The sequence below is a fragment of the Paraburkholderia sp. Tr-20389 genome, from assembly GCF_017104565.1.
GTDB lineage: Bacteria > Pseudomonadota > Gammaproteobacteria > Burkholderiales > Burkholderiaceae > Paraburkholderia.
Genome location: NZ_JAAGPD010000043.1, coordinates 25,529 through 46,206, shown reverse-complemented (window position 1 = coordinate 46,206; position 20,678 = coordinate 25,529). Strand labels below are relative to the sequence as shown.

The window sequence follows — 20,678 nt, the reverse complement described above, 5'->3', positions numbered from 1 at the left end:
TTGGTCGCGCTCTAATGGCTCACTTACCCACGGGAGCTTTCGGGTCGGCAGAGTCGATGTCCTTGGAGAGGAACGCGAAAGCATCTTGAAGCCGCGCAAACGACTTACCCTGTGGTTGAAGCTCGCTGTCTACTCGCCACGGACGCTCGCGGCCGGTAAGTGGCTTTTCTCGCACAGCTACCTCGCCGGTGTCAATGTCGAAAACGACTTCCTTCGAGCGGTCTACGAATGCTATTTGAATCGCCGCTTTCTTACGGGGCGCGCCGTTCTTCAAGAACCGAGAAATCCCGAATCTTTGTTCAACTGCGTCATGAATAACAAACCAGCCCCGCTCAAGATATTGCGACCTTAGCTTCACCACATATTCGTCGAATGTGCTGCAAGTTAGAATGCCCGGAGCGACAACTGGAGCCACCATTACGTTTTCAGCGGTTGCGCCGTCTGCATGCGTCACGCGGGAAATCTTGTTGAGATGGAAAGTTTTCTCCCGAGCTAACCCGGGCTCTCTGGCGAATACAGAGTTTTCTCGAATATCGATAGGAATAATCGGTCTTGGCTTCCCCGGGTGGCTTCCGCCGTTGTAAATGATGACGACTTCGCTCTTAGATTCAACGGCAGACATGAGTAGTTCTTCGACTGTGGTCATGCATAGCTCCTACGCATCGCTCAATGGTCATCATCAGGAGTCGAGCGAATGCTTATTTTTGATGGCGTTTGGTTATTATCGGCAGCCTTCCCGATGGATGATACTAAGAGGAACACTGTCGCTCGTGCAACTCGCGGCTGAAATATTCTTGAGCTACCGTTGAGAATGCGATGGCCTTGTGTCCAAACTGTCATCGAGAGCGGCGCTACGGAATCAACTACGCGGGTATTTGATTCCCGAGTGTCGGCGGCGAGTCTGCCGCGAGGACGGCGCGGGTTGTTGCGAGCATAAATGTGCGGTGCTTCGTCATTGGCCATTTTCCAAGCTATACGCTAGGGGTGACCAAACCCAACACTCGCAACGAACATGATTGAACTTAACGAAGAACTTATAGCTTCTCGCGAGCTCCGCACCGCTGCATACCATGAAGCGACTCATAAGACGGTCTACGAGCGCTTTGGCGGTGCCGGTGATGCGGTAGTCTGGAAGAACAATAGCGGGAACCCGGACGAGCGCGCCTGGTTCGGCCAATTTCGTCCTCGGACCTGTCCAGAGACGATGCGCCGGGCTGCGGTGACGGCCGGAATACCCTTTCCGGACTTGCCAGCGAACTGGAGCTTTCTCTATGGCATCGCTGGCCTGGTAGCCGAGGAAATTCTGAATAGCGAAACGGACGAACCCAGCTTGATTGCCGACGCGGTGCGATACAGAATCTCGAGCGATGAGGCATCCGCGACCGACTTGGCTGCGATGGGTATTACTGCCATCGACGACTACCAACTTTGTGACGAAGACGTCGAAGAGTCAGTGCGGATATTGCAGGGGGGGCTGGCCGGCCGTGAAGCAGGAGGCCGAGCATCTCATTGAGGTCGCCGTTGGCGGGCTGGTAAGCGATGAACGGTGAATAAACCCAACCCGCGCTGCGTGCGCCGTCAGTGCCAGAGAGCAAGCACTAACTGGGAACTGCCCGACTTGGTCAGGGGGGTCACTTTCGTGCCCGTGATGATGTCGGTTGCGACGCCGGCAAGCGTGTACAGCCCGACGTTGTGGAGGCGGCCGCATTCTGACGGCTGGCAGACCCACGAGGTGACGATGCGATAACCCTCTCTGCGCAGTTCAACCACTCGCGTTCGGGGGTCAATGACGTCGAGGTAGCGCATGGCCTCCAGTGTCGTAATCCCCGCGCACAGCCGCATTGCATCCAGCAAGCGCGCACGCTGATGCTCGGCAGTGTTGTCTGGCCAAGTGGCGATGATTCTGTCGAAGGACCGGAAATCCCGCGGTTTGATGTGTTTTTGCATTCGATGCAGTGGAAGCTATGACAGGACGTATTGTTCACCTGTCGGCTCGAAACACTACTACCGAAATACCAAGCAAATTCAGCCGAAAAAAACTGGAGGAAATAGGCCAGAAAACGAGCCCAATTTCCGCAGGTTTTCACTGCTCGGTCGAGTCCGGCTCTAACCCAGGTTCGGCGCTGGCGACGCTGAGCGCGTCGTAAAGCACGATTGCCGCAGTCTCATCTGCGCAGCCGCCCACGATTTCGAGAGCCTGAGCTAGCCGCTGGGCGTCGGTCCGCGTGTCCGGCGTCACCGCCGCACGGTTACGCGGAACACTTGCGCGGCTCAGTGCTAGATGTGCTGTGTTCTCAACGTTTGCTTGGTTCATGCGCTTCGCTTCGACGAGCGCTCGAATACTTACGCGTTCGACAGCGGTCAGCACATCGTAGACTTGGCGTTCCAGGGTTTCTTCCCAAGCGCGTACGACGACCGCAGTAATGACTCGGATGGGAATTTCGTCACAAGCCTCGTAGATGGCATGGGCGAGCCGGATAATCAGCGTTCGACGCTGCGTCATCGGCAAGCGGCCTGCAGTTCGGGGCGGCACAATCGACGGCATCGTCTGGAGCGTCCGCAGCGGCTCCTGGAAACCGCGCGTCCGGGCGCCCGGAGCAAGCCAGGAAGGGCGCGCGGCAGTCAGCTTGGTTGCCAGGTCTGTGGCGCTCTTCATGATGTCGTTGACTTCAGACCCGGTAGGAGCTAGGTCCGGTTCGCCTTCGTCGATGCAATCGACAATCGCGCGGGCAATCTGGGAAATCACCGTGACCTGCAAACTCGTGCCCTTTGCGAGCACCTTTTTCTTTTTGAAGAAGCTGCGGAAGTCCTTGTCGTCACGAAAGCTTTTGAACCAGTCCGACTGCGCGCGGGCCGCTTGGTCAAGGCTCAAGAAATCGCTTGCCTGTTTGTGCATCAAGGCAAGATTCGCATTCGTGGTCAGAGTGGTCATGGGCGATAGCAAGGGCGATTCACGCGAGACGTGCTGTAGGCCGCCAGAGCACCTGAATAAATTTGAGGACGTGCGGGAGCGTTGTTGTTATCACGCGCGTGGCACGTCATCTGGCGCTATTGTCGCGGTGGCCTGCCGCAAATTACCGTTGTATCCGCTCGATAAGCATCGACCACAGATGCTCAGCTGCCCCGGTGTCAGACAGTTTCTCGGACACGTCTCGCGCCATGCTCATCATCGGCTTCAGATAAAGCGTCTGGCTATCTTCAGTGAGCGTGAGCGCTTCGTTGTAGCTGTTCGCGTGCGAGGAAATCTGGTTCGAATATGTTATCTCGCGATTGCTGTGCCCACCGAACGCCCCGCCGTGCGTAACGGTGCACTGCGACACACTCTTCCCGTCCTTATAGATGCTCGCGGTGAACCGGCGCGCATCGATGCGCGAAAAGCGTCCTTGAAACTGGCCGTGTCGCTTCTCCAGCTCCTGGAGCGAACCCTCGAAAAAGCGTGCAATGAAGTCGAACGTCTCAGAAACGAACGTGTCCTTGTCGAGGTCTGAGAACTCATGCTTGACGCGAAGGTTGCTCGACCGCGGCAGTTGCGAGGTCACGGAAGGTTCGATGGCTGCGGGCCGAGGCGGCAAGCTTCTCACTGCCGATGCCGCGTTCACCTTGGGTGCGGACGACGAGGCTGATGCTGCCACAGCTTTACGAATCGACTTCGCTATGTCGGCGAACGCCTCGTCTTGGTTGGCCCAAGAGGTGACCGGCCGACCGTCCGTCGGGACCGCATTCAGTTTGCCGAACGGAGCACTGTGCCAGTCACATGCTCGCAGGATGACTGGGATGACGCGCGCTTCGCCGGTCTTATGCCGCTCCAAAGCACGCGTCATCTCGGTTGAAAAGCAGTATTCGGACGCAATGAAATTCGCGCTGACCAGTAGCAAAATGATGTCGGCCTTCTCGAGCTGCTCATTGATACTGTCGTCGAGGTTGTCGCCGGCGACGATGCGTCTGTCGTGCCATGCCGAAATCAGGCCCTCGCGCTTCATCAGCGAGAGGTGGATTTCGAGCTGGTCGCGCAGCGATTCGTCGATGTGCGTGTATGAGAAGAAAACCGATGCCATGCAGTAGTCCAGCAAAAAAATTCAGATGCGTGTTGTAAGCGGCTATGCCGTCGTCGTCACCATAATATGGCAACTTGGCTTGAGCGAACGCGTGAGGCGGAGTAGCCCACGTGCTGTCAGGCTGCACGCCATCAGTAGCTGACCAAGTCGAGCTCGTGGATGCGAATCGCCATGGCGGTCGGCGACATTCCAAACTCCTCAGCGAGCGACTTAAAGTGGTTGCCAATGCCGCACTTCCGCGCAGTCGCTACCGCGCGCGGAAACTCAAGCGACCCGGTTTTCGACCTGAGAAGGTCCTGCGAGCCGTTGCCGGCGATAGCGAACGCTACGTTGTCGTCGAGGTGGAGCATGTCGGTGCCAAATCGCTGCTTGAACGCGCGGCGCAATAGCTTCTCCGGCGCAAGGAAGCACGCGGCAAAGTAGTTGGCCTCCCGCTCGCGGCGGTCGAGGACCGGTGCGTCACCGAGAAGGGGGCGGTCGCGATGGAGCGAGAGTCCGGGGTGCAACACAATATGGCCGAGTTCGTGTGCTCCGGTGAAGCGCTGAACCTCGTAGGGCAGGTTTCCTGCAATACGAATCGTTGAGCGCGGAACGTCGACCAGCCCGGCTACCTGGTATTGGGCGTTGCCGACCCCGTGCACGCCGAGCGAGCCCGCGGTCACTTCGTACTCGATGTTATGCACCGAGGCCGCGTGGTCAGGGCGGAAAAGCTGAAGCAGATGCGGGACGGTGCTGTGCGTGGTCCCCGCGCGCTGCCAGATTTCAAACTGGAAGCGTCGCACCTCAGCCGCGATGGAGAGCTTGTCGATGTCGTGCATGTGGGAACCCCGAAATCGCATTTCGTTGTATAGCACCAAATGTGGTGCTTCACATGCAAATATATACAACTAATAGTGTTCTTGCCAAGATTTTGATTGTGCTCAGACCCTTAATAAATGGCGCGACGATTTCCGCGCGCGTGGGCTGGGGGCACGGTTGAGTTGCTCATCTGGATTGAAGCGGGGGCTCCGTGGCTCGAATGGCGAAGCCGAGGGACGCAGAAGCAACTACGGAGGGGAGGGGAGGGGAAGGGAAGGGAGGATGAAGCTTGGCTGCTGCTGGCGCGGCACTCTCACGGAGTGAGGAGGGCCGCGCGCGATTCAACTGTGAGACATCTCAGACAGCAATGGGAGCTGCAATACTGGGGTGCGGGTTGTAGCCAACGATTTCAAAGTCTTCAAACTTGTAGTCGTAAATCGAATCGGGGCGGCGCTTGATATTTAGCTTGGGCAGCTCGCGAACGTCTCGAGTGAGCTGTGTCTGAATCTGCTCCATATGATTGGAATACGCATGCAGGTCCCCGATGCTGACGATAATTTCATGCGGAATCAAGTCGCACTGTTGCGCGACCATATGCGTCAGGAGGGCCAGCGATGCGATGTTGTACGGGAGGCCGAGGAAGCTGTCCGAACTGCGGATGTACAGCAGAGCCGATAGCCTGCCTTCCGCGACGTAGAACTGATAGAGCAGGTGACACGGCGGCAATGCCATGAGACCTTGCTTCGCGTTCTCTTGCGGACTGATGGACTCGTTCGGGAGATACTCAGGATTCCAGCCATGGAAGAGGATACGCCGGCTGTTTGGCTTCTCCCGGAGCGTCTTGATGACGTAGTCAATCTGGTTGATGGTCCCGCCGTCCTTGGTCGGCCACGCGGTCCATTGCTTGCCATAAACGGGACCGAGCTCGTTGTCTTCCGTAGCCCACTCGTTCCAGATGGAAACACCGTTCTCTTTGAGCCAACTAACGTTCGTGTTGCCGCTCAGGAACCAGATTAGCTCGTTGGCAATGCTTTTGAAATGAAGCTTCTTAGTCGTTAGGAGGGGAAAGCCCTTCGCCAGGTTGTGCCGCAATTGGCGGCCGAACACAGACGTTGTTCCCGTTCCAGTTCGGTCGCCCTTTATGACGCCGTTCTCTAAAATATCGTGAAGAAGTTCCAAATATTGCTTCATTCTTGCATCCGATTGTCTATTTTTGCTGATTTTTGAGGAAAAATCGAAATATTGTCCCCGGACTGCAGGGAGGCAATATGAGCGTCCCGTTTTGCGATTATGTCGCGCAACGCAAGGATTTCCTCGTATAACAGCGCGTTTTGTTCCAAAACTCGTTTAATTCGCGCCCGCAACTCGTTCGACGTGATTTCAGTTGCCTCTGCCTTAGAGCCGCTCTCACCCGGGGTTACCGAGCCTTGCTTGAGGGCCTGCTTCAATGATTTAAGTCGACCCAGAGCCCAATCCCTGTTCCGTATGGTGTTTCTTGACAATCCAGTTATCTTGCAAATCGAGGACACTGTAATCTTCAGTTTCCCGCGTTTTTTGGGGTCCTCGAGCCTCGCCAGGGCCTCAATGATACGCGTATCGTTGTCTATCGATGCGGCGTCGAGATGCTTGGTCAGCTCGTGCGGACGTCGCTCAGGTTTATCAAGTCTTTGTTCAGACATTGGGATTCCCCTTTTGCAGTTTGTCGATATGTGCGTCGAGCTTCTCGACGAGGCCAAACCAGACTATTTTGATGTCTCCACTTGGTTCGCGTTCACCCTGTTCGAGCGCATGCTGCCTTCGAGCTATGAGCGCGTGCGCAGCCCGGTCGGTAATGACGTGACTAGAGCAGTTTGGGTCACACTGGTAGTCTCCGTAGCACGGCGGCGGCCCATTCTCGGTTGGGATTATAAAATTCTTTGCGCAGTTCCCTATGCTGGTCGGCATGAGTGTCACTCCTCGCTCGGCCATACGCTTGATGTACTCGCGACGTGTGTCCCCGAATAGCCCTAACCCAGCAAAGAATGCATCGATGCGTGCCTTGTGCGCCGTCCCGCCGCCTCCAGCAAACTTGGCGTCCTCTCCATAGAGGTCCAAAAGAGCATTTTCTCTCGCAATCGCTATCCGGTTCGTCACACTGGTCATTAAGCGCTCACGATACTTGCCGTAACCGGCCGTAACGGCATTGGGCATCGTGAAGAACTGGCTATGAAAATGCTTGAGCTGCATACTAATGAACGGCAATCCGACTTCTTGGTTAGCAAGCTGCGCTACAAGAGTTTCGCGGCACTGATGAATCGAAAAAGACCAGTTTGAGAAGAGTCCTTTTTCGTCAATTCTTTTGAGCCACGGATTGAAAATCGAGTTGAGAGATTTGTAGCCGACGCCACCTTTTCTGCTAAGGGGTGACGAGAACAAGTATTGCGTGCCGGTTCTTTTGGTTATGAACATCAGTACATCATAAGCATCTCGTGTCAAGTCGATTGCTAACCATCCTTCGCAGACAGGCGTGTCCTTGGGGCGATGCTTAACTTCTTTTGAATTCAGGAACCAGTACCCATGCTGAAATTTTAGGCAATGGCGGCGGACAAACAAGGTTTCCGTATGGCGCATGCCCGTGAACAGTAGGACTACAAGCATGGCGCACATTTGGGCGTCGTACACAAGCTGTCTCATCTCGCTGCGAGAGACGCCATGTTTTTTTATGCATAATGCTCTGGGATTTCGAAAGTACAGCTCTAGTTTCGATAGGTCGAACTTGGCGTCATCCAGTTGTGGAGACGCAGACAAAGATTGACACTCTCTATCGTGAATGCCGACTTCGGCGATTCTCTTGAACCGTGCGATTGTCTTCTTGCAGTATTCCAAAAGGAACAGAAACTGGATGTCAGATAATGGTGGAATGCCACCTTCATCCTTGGACTCGCTCCAATTGATTGAAGACTTAGTGATGTCAAGTAGGCCCCATTGCAATGGGGCCCGGAGGTTCCGCTGGACTACGGGGTCAGAGATGAGCTTTAACGCTCTCTTAAGATGTGCGCCCCGACCAGGATACGCAGCGATTGACTCCTTCAGTAGAGAGAATGGGATTTCGGAGAGTCGAGTGACCTTCAATTGTGACGTCTGGTTAGCCCTACGGATGAGCAATGAGAAAAAAACTGCCAAGTCATTGATGCGACCTTTTACGGTCTTCGGGTCAAGTTGCTTCTTGGACGACCTCGCATGCTTAATCAGATGCGGTAAGCGGCAATGAATAACAGCCGCAACCTTGAGGTCGTAAACTATCTCGGGTGTGAGGCAGACAGGATACTTTGTGGAGGTAGTAGAGGTCGGATGTTTATATGTTGCACCGCGCCCCTCGATATAGTCCCTCCAGACGATACTCGAGGAACTGGGTCCTTGATAAAGGGGAGAGTTTGGTTCAATAAAGGGCCAAACGTCTGCTCCGAATACACCCAACCAGATGGGCATGTCATCTGCAAACACCGCCTGCCCAACTTTGACATCGTCCTCGCTTGGGAAAGAGGGGGTCGGTTCCATGTCAAATTCCTTGATAAATCAGGTGGTCAACCAAAATGTCGTCCATAGCAATCGCGAGAGTCCTTGCATTCTCGACGACATGGGCCGGAAAGATGACATCATCTGCAAGCAGACCGTCAATAAGCGTGACCGCGTCGCGATACAGGTCCTTCCTGCTCCGGATAGCAGGAGAGTCCTCCATAAGCGCTGCCGCTACACGATTTCGGTAAAGGATGAGCTTGGGCAGGGAGTGCTCCGTGACGATTGCACTGTCGCAGCGCAAGCACATATTCCAAAATTTGCAGACGGAACCCTCAACGTGAAGGGTAATCGCACGAACGTCTTCGCTCGGGTTATACGGGTCACAGCATCCGCATCCTGAAAGGGTTTCGTGGAAGGCAGTTGGCGTGATTGTTTGCGGTCGCCCCACTGAGAGCGTCGATTGTTCCATCTCACGAGCATCGCGAGAGCGCTGAGCGATGCGCTCAAGCGCTTCAGAGACCGTTCGATTAAACGCCGGCCTCAGATTTTGCTCGTCCAGATAGGTCGCCGTCGTTTGAATACTCTTATGCCCCAAAACTGCTTGCACGCGGAAGAGGCTTGCTCCCTCTAAGACCTTATTTGTCGCGAGCGTGGGCCGACAGCGAGCGAGATTAAAGCTAAAGTCATCTCCAAAATGGCGAAGGAGTCCTTCTTCTCTAACAAAGCGCCGGTTCCAGACTCTCGCTTTTCCCTTCGGCTCGATTCCGACGATGACTTGTCTCTTCTCCCGCTTGGACGCCTCGACATCTTCGAATATGAATAGCCGGTTCGCTATCTCTGCGGGAGCGTTCCTTCTTATTTTCGCTGTTAAAGCGACAATCATTCCCCAGAGCGCTTCGACCTTCTTCGCAACATGCTCATCAAGATTTAAGTCCTCAGGGTCGTCAAGCAGAGGAACATGTAAGACTCTCTCCTCGGGGCGGGTGGGGCTACCGGACCGTCTCTTATGATGGGTTATGGCCGATTGGCCGGTCAGTGGGTGCTCTGCTTGGTAGGAGTCGACATTGAGTTTCCTGAGAGATTCGACGTTGAGTCCGGTGAGTATGCTGAGTTCGAGCGCGAGCGGCATAATCAAGCGGTCATCGATAAACGGCCAGACTCCCCAGCGCATGAAGAGCTTCAAGAGCCGCTCTCGAGGACACTCTTGTGCGAGGCTTCGCTTACTGCAGAAGTCATCGTACATTGCCGATGCGTTACACCCGTATTCGTTTTCGAACATCCAAAGCAACCCTAGGTCATCACCTTTTAAGACATGGATAGGTTCGATTCCCACGCTTTGTTCTGGGCTATACCCTCTGCGGATTTTTTGAGCTACTACGCTAATAGTTGACCCGTATGCGGCTGCGGCCGCACTCATACTCGGGTAGTAGACTCCCTCAACGATGATTTCGGTTTTCGTTTTTGGAGGCGGCGGTGGGTCGAGACCGACTGCTTGTCGTGACGCCCATCCATCATGGATTCGAGCAGACAGATTTTTCTGACTAATGCCGAATCGATTGGCTGCTTCAGTCAAGGTGAAGAGCTGGTTATCGACCGAAATAGTGGAGCGGTACCTGCGGCGATACGGGAAGCCTAAATTGGTCGGTATGTAGCCACAGAGGACACTGTGTCCTAAGCTTATCCATCGAGCGACCGACGCGTTTATTACTTCTTGTTCAGGCATCGCGTACGCGGAACGTTGTTTGGTTTCGGACACTCCTTTGAATACAAGTGGATGATGAATGCCTGTATCGATTACGCGTAGCGCGTACGCCATGTCCATGACCTGCCGAACGGATTTATAGATGGCGTAACGGGTTCTACTGCTCAGAGTTTGGCCTGTGAGCCATTTGGTAAAGCGGAACAAGGCATCGGCCTCCCAATGTTTGGAAAGGTAGAAGCGCTTGTTCGTTAGGAGGTCTGGATAGTTGGCGTTCGTTTCGGCTACAAACTCCAAATACTTGTTCAAGGCATAATGGAATCGATACGCACTGCTTCCCTCGAACTCGGCCTCCAACTGGAAAAACATCCACTTAATCTGTGCGTAGGGGTCGACCAAAGTTGGCTTTGGAGGAGTAGCGAGTCGTACTGGTTCGTTATTCACGGTGGCCGCGCCTTTCACTATGCTGCAGCGGACCAAGGAACGTCCTTTCACGTATGAATTCGGCTTCGCAGAGCCGATTGATTTTCTTCCCGGCCTTAGTAATCTGTTGCAGCAAAGCAGGAGAAATCTGTGTGTATATTTCTGTGGTAGTTAGGTTCCTATGACCAAGCATTTCCTTAATAAGTAGCATCCTGTCCTGGTAGTCCTTTCCGATGTCGGACCGCAATACGGAGTAAGCAGTGCCGTGGCGCATCCAATGCGTCGACATGTCATCGTTGAGTCCCGCTCGTCGCAAGGCCGACTTGAACTGCTTAGAGGCGTTTCGCGCGCTCCATTTCAATTGATTGGCAGTCAAAAAGGCGGGCTTGACAGGGTCATTGATGTCCCAGTCCGGAGCGAGCTTGTACTCGCGGCTATTGTGATAGCGATGTATCCGCCTAAGGACGGCTCTGGATATTAGGGTAGTCTTTTCTGGTCGCTGGTCAGCTCGCCCTTTGCCGCGTTGCACGCTCACGGGAATTAACTCAAAAGCGGAGTTGTATAGTGAACCATCCGGAATATCAGCGACGGTGAGGTCTACCAACTCTGCGATGCGGAGCCCCATGTCGTATTGCGCGTGAAACATACATCGTTCGCATTCGTTATGCATGCCACTCAAGAGCTCGATAACGATTTCGGCGGAGATAAATTTTGGACTACGCGCGTTTGGTGTTGCCGTGATGTATCCGAGTGTCCCATCACGGCCCCAAGGAGAGTTGACAGAATCCCGAATCCGACCACCCTCAATCGTAGTCAACCAATCCAAGAACTCCTTCACACAGGCCTCGCGTGAATGCAACGTGTTGTGGCTCTCGGCACCTTCCGCCTTCATGGCATTCAGCCAGTGAACGAGGTCTGTTCGACTGAGCAGTTTGACGTATTCGTCGACGTTTATGCTCGGGAACGGTCGGTTCCTTTCCATCCAGCGGCAAAGGTATGAGAGCGTCCGACCGTACTGTGGAATGGTATTTGAGCTGTAGGTTAGACCAGCCTGCTCGCGTAGGTGGCGTAGCCAGTTGTGCATTGTTCTGACAACGGCCCCAGAGCTGTCGAGCACGCTATATATGGGGTAGGCACTGTCGGCAAATGACCAGCAAATCGTATCCCCACTGGACAACACCGTTGACTCAGCGTCAGCGGCTCGAATAGCCATCAATCGTGCTTCAAAACCGAAGTTCATCTCGCGTTAACCCTCGCAGACAGGGGCGTCTTCCTGCCAAAACTGGAACTGCATGACCACATTGGTAAGACCAATTCGGTTGTCGATAACCATGCACATTTGGATGCTACAAAGGTGGTGGTTAATTGAGCAATTAATTTGGTTCTATTTAAACAAGCTGAAGGGCGTTGCTGTTCGCGGCCGAAGCTAATGTTTCCATTGGCAGTGGCACTTTATTTTTGGTTCTATAAACACATCTACGAGAACCAGCTCGACATGTTGCAGCAGCAACTGACCCGCGATCCATACGAGAGCCCGCAGTTCGCGATTTCGGAGCGCGTGCCCGAGTACGCGAAGACGGGTGTCTACGAGCCCGAGTGGCTGGAGAAGGTCGAGCCGTCCGATTTTTCGCTGGTCGGCTACCGGCATCACGAGCCGCTGACGGCGCCGATGGCGATCTGACAGCCGCCGTTCGTCGTCCGGATGTAAAAACGCCCACCGCGATTCGCGGTGGGCGTTTTCATTTGTGGCGCCGGGCGGTGCGGGCTTATCCGCGATGATGCTCGTCGTGTCCGCCGCCCGTCGCGCGCTGTTCCTGATGCGGCTGAGGTTGGGCTTGTGGCTGCGGATGCGGCTGTTGCGCCTGTTGCGGCGGATGGGATTCCGGACGCGGTTGAGCCTGAGGCTGGGGCTGTGGATGGAACTCCTGCCGGGCCTGCTGCTGCGGTTGGGGGCGAGCCTCCGGACGCGGCTGGGGTTGCGGCTGCGGATGGAATTCCTGTCGAGCCTGCTGTTGCGGCTGCTGGGGCTGCGGATGGAATTCCTGGCGCGGTTGAGCTTGAGGCTGCGGTTGCGGACGGAATTCCTGGCGAGCTTGCTGCTGCGACGCTTGAGGCTGCGGCCGCATTTCCGCATGCGGTTGAGCCTGGGGCTGTTGCGCCGGTGCAGCCGCCTGTTGTCCACGCAAATCCGGCCCATGCGGCGACTGCGCTTGAGCGGCGCCGCCGCCAAAAGCATTCGCGGGCCTTTGCTGCATCGGTTCATGCTGCTGCTGGGCAAGCTGTCCCGGTTGCGCAGCCGATGGGCGCTGTCCGGGCGCCTGTGCCGCGCCGAACTGCTGCGGGTTGCGTTGCTGCGCCATCGGCGCATGCTGCTGGGTCCACGCGGGCTCGTGCTGCTGACCCGCCGCCATCTCAGGATGCTGCGCGGCTGCGGCTTGTCCAGGCTGTTGTTGCGCGCCGTTCATCGGATGGCCGCCCGCCGCGAATTGAGGCGGACGCGGCACGCCGTTGCCTGCCTGCATCGGCATGCCGTGCTGCTGCTGGCCGTTGCCCTGCGGCTCGCCGGCGCCGGGCCGCTGACCGCCGGGCCCGCCTGCCGTTTGTCCCGGCACGAAGCCGCGTCCCGGCACGCCTTGCTGGCGTCCATCCATCTGCGGCGCCGGAGCGCCCGGGCGTTGAGCGCCCGGACCGCCCGCCATCTGCCCCGGCGCATGCGAGTTCACGACGCGAACGTTCGCGACGGGTCCATTGCCGCCGAGCGTCTGTCCAGGGAAGCGCGCCGGCACGGACGTATGCACGATCGGCTCGCCCGCACCCGGTACGCGACCGTGACCGCCTTGCGCGAAGTTCTGCGCCAGCCGGTCGTGAAACGCGGCCGGGACGCCCGGATTGCGCGTGCCGACGACAGGCCGCGCCATCACGTTCGCCGGCGGCCGGTAAGCGGCGTTGCGCATCCCCGGTCCGAAGCTCTGCTGGACGGGCGCGATGCCCGGCGCACCCGCATTGAAGCGCGCGTTGTGCCATTGCGCGGGATCGACGCGATGGGCGAAATGACTGGTCGGCTGACCGTGGACGAACGCTGCTGCCGGCATCGCCGTCACCGCACCCGGCGCGCGGTAGTTGATGTACGTGTTGTGGATGTTGTTATGGATATCGACGCGGTTGTTGACGATGACCGTGTTGTTCACGCGCTCGTAGTAGCGCGGACTCCAGTCGTGATCGCGGCCCCAGTGCGGATGCCACGGCTCGCCCGGACCGAGCGCGAACCACGCGAGTCCCGCCGCCGCGACGCCGCCGACGGCCAGATTCACGTTCCAGTCGCTGCCGCCACCGCCGTCGCCGACGAACGCGACGAGGGCCGGTGCATACACGGGCGGCGCGCTGACGACCTCCTGGCCCGGCACCCATGCCCATGAGTCGTCGACGTACGCCCAGCGGCCGTAGTGATACGGCGCGAAGCCCCAGGGCGCGTCGTCGACCCACGTCCAGCCCCACGGCGCCTGCCAGACCCAGTGGCCGTCGTGATAAGGCGCCCAGCCTTCGGGCTCCTGATTCGGCACCCACACCTGGCCGTACTGCGGTGTGCTGCGCCACGTGCCGTTCGCGTCGAGATCCTGATAGCCGGGCATTTCGCGCGACACGTAGCGCGCCGACACCGAGCGGTCCTCGGCGGCGTCGCGGTTCGCGGCCCATTGATCGAACGCGTCGGGGCCGGGCGCGCCGTTCGCGGCCGCCTGCTGCAGGCTCGTGCCCGTGAAGGTGACCTGCTGTCCGGCACCGACTGGCACCTGGCCGTTGTCGCCATAGACGGTCGCGCTGCCGCTGCGCACGCTCACAGTCGTGCTGCTGCCGTCGGGCGCGACGTCGACGCGATAGTCGCCGGGCGCGTTCACGCCCAGCGCGAGGTTCGGCGTGTCGATCTCATACGTCGAACCGGGTGCGATCGCCCGCACGCGCGTCGACAGCGTGCCTTGCGCGACCTTCAGCTGCGCGCTGTTGTCGTCGAGATTGAGGATGTCGAGGCTGGTCTGCTGGCCCATGCGCACGGCCGTCGAGCCGATGTGCAGTTCCGAGCGCGCGTTCCGGTCGTTCCACAACTGATCGCCGGTCGTGAGCGGCCGGTTGACCTGCGCGTACGACCAGTCGGAGGCGCCTGCCGGTTCGGTCGTGACCGTGCCCGCCATGTAGTTCAGACGCGCGACGCGTCCGGGCGGATCGCCATCCGGCGTGCCTTGCGCGTAGTTGGCGGGCGGCGGCGCTTCCTGCGCCCAGGCCGGCTGCAATGCGAATGCAGTCAGCGTACCGGCGACGGCGAGCGCCACGAGCGAGGTCCGGCAGGCATCGCGTCGCGCGGCAGGGTGAGCGTAGGCGGTGGTGAGTGATTTCATGGTTGTCGCTCCATCGGGCGCCGCATCAGGCGACGCCGTGTGAAATCACTCTACCTGCCACCCCTGTTTCAAGGCGCTCTCATTTGTAAGCCATCCAGACGGCGCTGTAACAAAAATTATTGCGCGTTGTGATTTTGTAAGATGAATCGTTCATCAATGAGCCAGAAATTCGTCGAAATGACGATGTCCGGCGGGCGTCACACGCAGGATTCGCGGCCGCTCGGTGCGTTCGACCCATCCATGCGCTGACCACGAATCGAGCAGCGCCGCGCCGAGCGCGCCGCCGAGATGCGGGCGACGCTCGCTCCAGTCGGGACAGGTGCAGGCGAAGCGGCGCCGGCGCGTGCGTTGCTGCGACACGTCGATGCCCCAATCGGCGAGCAGCGCCGTGCCGTCGGCAGTCGCTTCGAGCGTATCGCCGTGGACGGTCAGCAGGCCGCCGTCGACGAGCCGTTCGTAGACCCGCACGGCCAGTTCGCCCGCCATGTGGTCATAGCAGGTGCGCGCAAAGCGCATGTCGACGGGCACGGTGCGCGCCGGGCGCGGCACGGGCTGCTGCGGGGCGGCCGCCTGGGCGACGTTCGCGAGCGCCTCGATGGTCGCGGCGATTTCCGGCGACGCGATCCGGAAATAGCGATGCCGGCCGCGCACTTCGAGTGCGAGCAGCCCGCCATCGGTCAGCCGGGCAAGATGCGCGCTCGCCGCCGACGGCGACAGACCCGCGATCAGCGTCAGCTCGCCCGCCGGACGCGCGGTGCCGTCCATCAGCGCCCACAGCATCGCAGCGCGGCCCGGATCGGCTAGCAGCGCGCCGATGCGGCTCAAGCCGGGGAAGTGATTCGGTTCTGAAGGCAGCGCTGCAACCATAAGAGTCTCCCGTCGTCGATTTCGCTGGTCATAGCTCCACTTTAAGCGCCGCGCGCATTCGATGTTTCAGGTTGTCGTGAAGCGTCGCATGCATTCTCGGGTGCGCAGTCCGGTCCGTGCAATCTGCGCCCGCATCGGCGGCCAGGCTAGAATCAAAAGGCTCTTTTTCGTTTAGCGAACCACGCAGCCATGAAAATCCTGTTTGCCGTGCTCACTGTCGCCATTCTGTGCAGCGCCTGCGCGCAGGGTGGGTCGGGGCCGTCGTCGGCGGGGTCGGGCAGTATCACGATGTACGGCACGATCGACGAAGGCGTCTCCTTCCACAACTGACACCTCACGCGTCGGACACAATGCGCGCCGCGCGAAACGGCGTACGCGCATCTGGCAGAAATTGATGCATCATTGGCCTTTCTGCCAAGGCGAACGATGTGACGATGCCGACATCGCCACCCCGCCGCGAGGCCTCCGATGCCGTCACCTTCCACCGCCGCTCCCGCCGTACGCCCTCGCGCGCCAGGTCATGCCGACCCGGACGGCCGCCGCGCCGCACGGGTGCTGGCTGTCTGCCAGGCGCTCTACACGTCGTCGGTATCGATCGATCTGACGCTCACGGGTCTCGTCGGCTACACGCTCGCCGACGACAAGTCGTTCGCAACATTGCCGTTTTCGCTGATTACGGTCGCCGCCGCGCTGACGACCGTCTTCGCGTCGTTCCTGATGGCGCGCATCGGCCGGCGCGCGGGCTTTCTGCTGGGCGCTGGCATCGGCGCGGCGGGCGGCGCGATTTCCGTGTATGCGATCTTCCATCACAGTTTCTGGGCGTTCTGCGCGGGCACCGCGACCGTCGGCGTCTTTCAGGCCTTTGCGCAGTACTATCGCCTCGCCGCCGCCGATGCCGTGCCCGTCGAAGCCAAGAGCCGCGCGATTTCGACGGTCCTGACAGGCGGCGTCGTGGCCGCCGTGCTCGGGCCGGCGCTCGCGGCGTGGAGCAAGGACTGGCTGGCGCCCGTCGCGTTCGCTGGTTCCTATGCGCTCGTCACGGGACTCGGCCTGCTGTCGATGGCGCTCGTCGCCGGTCTCTATCGCGATGCCGCGCCGCACGTGGACGCCGCGGCGCACCGCGAACCCGCGCGTCCGTGGCGGGCGATCGTCCGCCAGCCGATCTTCGTCGCCGCGCTGGCGAACAATGCGCTTGGCTACGCCGTGATGATGTTCGTGATGACGGCGACGCCGATCGCCGCCGTCGCGTGCGGACACTCCATCGGCGATGGCGCGCAGATCATCCAGTGGCATCTGGTCGGCATGTTCGCGCCGTCGTTTTTCTCGGCGCGTCTGATCGCGCGATTCGGCGTGCTGCGCGTGATCGGCGCGGGCATCGTACTGTCGGCGCTGTGCGGCGTGCTCGCGCTGCGCTCGACCGACCTGCCGCATTTCTACGCGGCGCTCGCGTGCCTCGGCGTCGGCTGGAACCTGATGTTCGTCGGCGGCACGACGCTGCTCGCGCAGTCGTACAGGCCATCCGAGCGCGCGAAGACCCAGGCGACCAGCGAGTTCACGACCTTCGCGTTCTCCGCGATCGGCTCGCTGTGCGCGGGGCAGATGCTCGCGCACTTCGGCTGGGCGGCCATCAACGCGGCGATCTTCCCGTTCCTCGCGCTGGCGGCGCTCGCGACTCTCACGTTCGCATGGTCGGGCAAGCGCATGGCGGCGGCATCGAACCTGTGAACGCCAACCGATAACGAATCAGGACCACTCAATGAGCGACACGCCCGACGAAACCGGCCCGCTGGCCAACGATCCGCCCGCGCCGAAGGTTCGCCATGTCGTCTTCGCGGTTGCACCCGAACTGGTGTTGCTCGACGCCTGCGGTCCGCTGGAGGCTTTCCATCGCGCGGAACTGACGGTGCGGGATGCGCGGCGCGTGCCTCCAGCCTCGCCGGCATCGCGCGAGCCGGTTGCCTATCGCACGACGGTCGCGTCGATCGACGGCGGCGTGCTCGACACGTTTCCTGGTTTGCCCGTCGTCACGCAGCGGCTCGATGCGCTCGACGACGAAGCCATCGACACGCTGATCGTGCCCGGTATTCCCGTCGACGATCCACGCACGCTGCAGCCCGCGCTGATCGACTGGATCGCACGGCGCGCGCCGCACGTGCGGCGTGTCTGCTCGGTCTGCACGGGCGCGTTCTATCTGGCCGCGGCGGGCGTGCTCGACGGGCGCCGCGCGACCACCCACTGGCGCGATGCCGGACGGCTTGCCGAGCGCTTTCCGCGCGTGCACGTCGACGCCGAGCCGATCTTCATCCGCGAGCCGCTGCCGGGCAGGGCGGGCGACGACGGACGTTCGATGTGGACGTCGGCGGGCGTGACGGCAGGTATCGACCTCGCGCTCGCGCTGATTCAGGAAGACTACGGGCACCCTGTCGCGATGCAGGTGGCGCGGCGGCTGGTCGTGTTCGTCAAGCGGCCGGGCGGCCAGTCGCAGTTCAGCGCTGCGCTCGCGGCGCAGACGTCGGCGGGCGGCGCGTTCGACGGCCTGCATGGCTGGATGGCATCGAACCTGAACGGGGATCTGTCCGTCGAGCGGCTTGCCGAAGAGGCGCGCATGAGTCCGCGCAACTTCGCGCGCCGCTATGTCGACGAAGTGGGACGGACGCCCGCGAAGACGGTATCGGCGATGCGGCTGGAGGCGGCGTCGCGGGCGCTGGCCGAGTCGCGCCGTCCGCTGAAGCGGATCGCGCTCGATTGCGGGTTCGGCAGCGAGCAGAACTTGCGGCGTGCGTTCATGCGCAGTTTCGGCGTGCTGCCGCTCGATTACCGCGAACGTTTCGCGTCGGCGCTGCGCTGAACCGCGCGCGCTGCGATGCTTGCGTGCCGATACCACAGCGGCAGCCTTATTGCGCTCGTATAATCGCCTCCTTTCGATAGCTGTTTGACGGGAGTCAAGATGAGCACGCCAATCGCCGCGCCGCTGGATCGTTCAGAAACCACGTTCCGCTTTCTCGCCGAGCCGACCTCGGTCAACTTCGGCGGCAAGGTGCACGGCGGCGCGCTGATGAAATGGATCGACGAGACCGCGTATGCGTGCTCGGCCGTCTGGTCGGGCCGTTACTGCGTGACGGTCAGCGTCGGCAACATCCGCTTTCGCCGGCCGATCCACGTCGGCAACCTGGTCGAACTGCGCGCGCGTGTCGTCGCGACGGGACGCACCAGCATGCACATCCACGTGTCCGTCCATGCGGGCGATCCGAAGGGCGGTGAACTGCTGCAAACGACGGATTGCCTCGTCGTGATGGTCGCCGTCAACGAGAACGGCAGCCCCGTGCCCGTGCCGTCGTTCGTGCCGCAGACGGACGAGCAGAAGCGTCTCGCGCATTACGCGATGGACGTGAAGGCCGCACTGGACGCGATCGTCGACCTGAAGCCCGAGGAAGTGGCGCAGGGCAAGGTGTGATACGCCAATACGGATGCTCTCCTTGCAATCACAGCAGAGAGAGCATCCTGACGAGGGGATGGAAGGGCGTTAGCGCTCCGCGTTGCCGACCATGTCGTGCGGACGCACCCATTCGTCGAACTGCTGTTCCGTCACATGGCCTAGCGCCAGGGCGGCCGCTTTCAGCGTCGTGCCTTCCTTGTGCGCTTTCTTCGCGATCTGCGCGGCCTTGTCGTAGCCGATGTGCGGATTGAGCGCCGTCACGAGCATCAGCGATTCGTTGAGCAACTGGTCGACGCGCTCCCGGTTCGGCTCGATGCCGACCGCGCAGTTGTCGTTGAAGCTGTGCATGCCGTCGGCGAGCAGGCGCACCGACTGCAGCACGTTGTGCGCGACCATTGGCCGGAACACGTTCAGTTCGAAGTTTCCGCTCGCGCCGCCCACGTTCACGGCGACGTCGTTGCCGAATACCTGACAGCACAGCATCGTCACCGCTTCGGATTGCGTCGGGTTCACCTTGCCCGGCATGATCGAGCTGCCCGGCTCGTTTTCGGGAATCGACAACTCGCCAAGGCCGCAGCGCGGGCCGCTCGCGAGCCAGCGGATGTCGTTGGCGATCTTCATCATGCTCGCGGCGAGCGTCTTCAGCGCGCCATGCGCGAACACCAGCGCGTCGGCGGCCGCCATCACCTCGAACTTGTTCGGCGCCGACACGAAGGGCAGACCCGTCAGCCGGCCGATCTCGGCCGCCACGTCGCCGGCGAACTTCGGATGCGCGTTGAGGCCCGTGCCGACGGCCGTGCCGCCCTGCGCGAGTTCGTACAGATGCGCGAGCGTCGACTCGATGTGCTTCGCGTTCTGATCCAGTTGCGCCACATAGCCGGAGAATTCCTGGCCGAGCGTGAGCGGCGTCGCGTCCTGCAGATGCGTTCGGCCGATCTTCACGATATCGGCGAACGCCTTCGCCTTTTTATCGAGCGTGTCGCGCAGCGTCTTCACGGCGGGCAGCAGATGCTTGACGATGCCGACGGCCGCCGCGACGTGCATCGCGGTCGGGAACACGTCGTTCGACGATTGCCCGCGATTCACGTCGTCGTTTGGATGCACGAGGCGCGCTTCGCCGCGCTCGCCGCCCATCAGTTCGCTCGCGCGGTTCGCGATCACCTCGTTGAGGTTCATGTTGGTCTGCGTGCCGGAGCCCGTCTGCCAGACCGCGAGCGGGAATTCGTCGGGGTGCTTGCCTTCGATGATCTCGTCGGCGGCGGCCATGATCGCTTTGGCCTTGGTCGCGTCGAGCACGCCGAGGCTCAGGTTCACTTCGGCGGCGGCGCGTTTGATGATCGCGAGCGCGGTGATCAGTTCAGGCGACTGCTTTTCCGTCGAAATCTTGAAGTTCTGCAGCGAACGCTGCGTTTGCGCCCCCCACAATTTCGCGTTCGGTACGGCGATTTCGCCGAACGTATCGCGTTCCATGCGTACATCTTCGGTCATGTTCTACTCCGCTTGACTGGGTGATC

Annotated in this window: 18 protein-coding genes and 1 pseudogene; 6 read left to right on the top strand and 13 right to left on the bottom strand. The window is 59.9% G+C overall.

Annotated features, from left to right (window positions below; genetic code table 11):
* Positions 1 to 19 precede the first annotated feature (19 nt).
* Positions 20 to 646 carry a hypothetical protein gene (locus G3N95_RS31655; protein ID WP_205974026.1) on the bottom strand — a complete coding sequence of 209 codons (627 nt, stop codon included), beginning with the start codon at positions 644 to 646 and terminating at the stop codon, positions 20 to 22.
* A 366-nt stretch (positions 647 to 1,012) separates the two neighbouring features.
* On the opposite strand from G3N95_RS31655, the gene G3N95_RS31650 reads away from it, so the two are divergent.
* Positions 1,013 to 1,513 (top strand): hypothetical protein, encoded by a 501-nt coding sequence (locus G3N95_RS31650; protein WP_241019057.1) that lies wholly within the window; start codon positions 1,013 to 1,015, stop codon positions 1,511 to 1,513.
* Positions 1,514 to 1,578: 65 nt separating this feature from the next.
* Here G3N95_RS31650 and G3N95_RS31645 read toward each other — a convergent pair whose 3' ends face one another.
* The 9 genes from G3N95_RS31645 to G3N95_RS31605 form a co-directional block, all read right to left on the bottom strand.
* Complete coding sequence (locus tag G3N95_RS31645; RefSeq protein ID WP_205974025.1) at positions 1,579 to 1,947, bottom strand: helix-turn-helix domain-containing protein; 369 nt, start codon at positions 1,945 to 1,947, stop codon at positions 1,579 to 1,581.
* A 136-nt stretch (positions 1,948 to 2,083) separates the two neighbouring features.
* On the bottom strand, positions 2,084 to 2,932 hold the full coding sequence (locus G3N95_RS31640) for a hypothetical protein (protein WP_205974024.1): 849 nt from the start codon (positions 2,930 to 2,932) through the stop codon (positions 2,084 to 2,086).
* Between the two features lie 142 nt (positions 2,933 to 3,074).
* Positions 3,075 to 4,055 carry a toll/interleukin-1 receptor domain-containing protein gene (locus tag G3N95_RS31635; protein ID WP_205974023.1) on the bottom strand — a complete coding sequence of 327 codons (981 nt, stop codon included), beginning with the start codon at positions 4,053 to 4,055 and terminating at the stop codon, positions 3,075 to 3,077.
* Between the two features lie 131 nt (positions 4,056 to 4,186).
* Positions 4,187 to 4,873 carry an ImmA/IrrE family metallo-endopeptidase gene (locus G3N95_RS31630; protein ID WP_205974022.1) on the bottom strand — a complete coding sequence of 229 codons (687 nt, stop codon included), beginning with the start codon at positions 4,871 to 4,873 and terminating at the stop codon, positions 4,187 to 4,189.
* Positions 4,874 to 5,210: 337 nt separating this feature from the next.
* Positions 5,211 to 6,044, bottom strand: coding sequence for a thymidylate synthase (locus G3N95_RS31625; RefSeq protein WP_205974021.1), 834 nt, complete (start codon positions 6,042 to 6,044; stop codon positions 5,211 to 5,213).
* On the bottom strand, positions 6,041 to 6,532 hold the full coding sequence (locus G3N95_RS31620) for a hypothetical protein (protein ID WP_205974020.1): 492 nt from the start codon (positions 6,530 to 6,532) through the stop codon (positions 6,041 to 6,043). The genes G3N95_RS31625 and G3N95_RS31620 overlap by 4 nt, the downstream gene beginning before the upstream one ends.
* A complete protein-coding gene (locus tag G3N95_RS31615) occupies positions 6,525 to 8,390 on the bottom strand; it encodes a tyrosine-type recombinase/integrase (protein ID WP_205974019.1) in 1,866 nt (621 codons plus the stop codon). Before G3N95_RS31615 ends, G3N95_RS31620 begins: the two co-directional genes overlap by 8 nt.
* 1 nt (position 8,391) lies before the next feature.
* A complete protein-coding gene (locus G3N95_RS31610; protein WP_205974018.1) occupies positions 8,392 to 10,494 on the bottom strand; it encodes a hypothetical protein in 2,103 nt (700 codons plus the stop codon).
* A complete protein-coding gene (locus G3N95_RS31605) occupies positions 10,487 to 11,713 on the bottom strand; it encodes a tyrosine-type recombinase/integrase (protein WP_205974017.1) in 1,227 nt (408 codons plus the stop codon). The genes G3N95_RS31610 and G3N95_RS31605 overlap by 8 nt, the downstream gene beginning before the upstream one ends.
* Before the next feature lie 231 nt (positions 11,714 to 11,944).
* Here G3N95_RS31605 and G3N95_RS31600 point away from each other — a divergent pair.
* Positions 11,945 to 12,154: pseudogene (locus G3N95_RS31600) on the top strand (thymidylate synthase); the annotation flags it as partial.
* Between the two features lie 85 nt (positions 12,155 to 12,239).
* Here the strand turns inward: G3N95_RS31600 and G3N95_RS31595 are convergent.
* Together G3N95_RS31595 and G3N95_RS31590 are read right to left on the bottom strand one after the other, a co-directional pair.
* Complete coding sequence (locus tag G3N95_RS31595; RefSeq protein WP_205974016.1) at positions 12,240 to 14,861, bottom strand: DUF6600 domain-containing protein; 2,622 nt, start codon at positions 14,859 to 14,861, stop codon at positions 12,240 to 12,242.
* A 153-nt stretch (positions 14,862 to 15,014) separates the two neighbouring features.
* Complete coding sequence (locus tag G3N95_RS31590; protein WP_205974015.1) at positions 15,015 to 15,728, bottom strand: helix-turn-helix transcriptional regulator; 714 nt, start codon at positions 15,726 to 15,728, stop codon at positions 15,015 to 15,017.
* 189 nt (positions 15,729 to 15,917) lie between these two features.
* Here G3N95_RS31590 and G3N95_RS31585 point away from each other — a divergent pair, with 189 nt between their 5' ends.
* The 4 genes from G3N95_RS31585 to G3N95_RS31570 all read left to right on the top strand — a co-directional run bounded on the left by G3N95_RS31585 (position 15,918) and on the right by G3N95_RS31570 (position 19,182).
* Positions 15,918 to 16,058 (top strand): hypothetical protein, encoded by a 141-nt coding sequence (locus tag G3N95_RS31585; protein ID WP_205974014.1) that lies wholly within the window; start codon positions 15,918 to 15,920, stop codon positions 16,056 to 16,058.
* 138 nt (positions 16,059 to 16,196) lie between these two features.
* Positions 16,197 to 17,453, top strand: a complete 1,257-nt coding sequence (locus G3N95_RS31580) for an MFS transporter (RefSeq protein WP_205974013.1) — start codon at positions 16,197 to 16,199, stop codon at positions 17,451 to 17,453.
* Positions 17,454 to 17,484: 31 nt separating this feature from the next.
* Positions 17,485 to 18,576: a helix-turn-helix domain-containing protein gene (locus G3N95_RS31575; protein ID WP_205974012.1), complete on the top strand. Its 1,092-nt coding sequence runs from the start codon at positions 17,485 to 17,487 to the stop codon at positions 18,574 to 18,576.
* A gap of 99 nt (positions 18,577 to 18,675) precedes the next feature.
* Positions 18,676 to 19,182 (top strand): acyl-CoA thioesterase, encoded by a 507-nt coding sequence (locus tag G3N95_RS31570; protein ID WP_205974011.1) that lies wholly within the window; start codon positions 18,676 to 18,678, stop codon positions 19,180 to 19,182.
* A 69-nt stretch (positions 19,183 to 19,251) separates the two neighbouring features.
* Here G3N95_RS31570 and fumC read toward each other — a convergent pair whose 3' ends face one another.
* The gene (gene fumC, locus G3N95_RS31565; RefSeq protein ID WP_205974010.1) at positions 19,252 to 20,652 is read right to left on the bottom strand and encodes a class II fumarate hydratase; all 1,401 of its coding nucleotides are present in this window, start codon (positions 20,650 to 20,652) and stop codon (positions 19,252 to 19,254) included.
* Positions 20,653 to 20,678 lie beyond the last annotated feature (26 nt).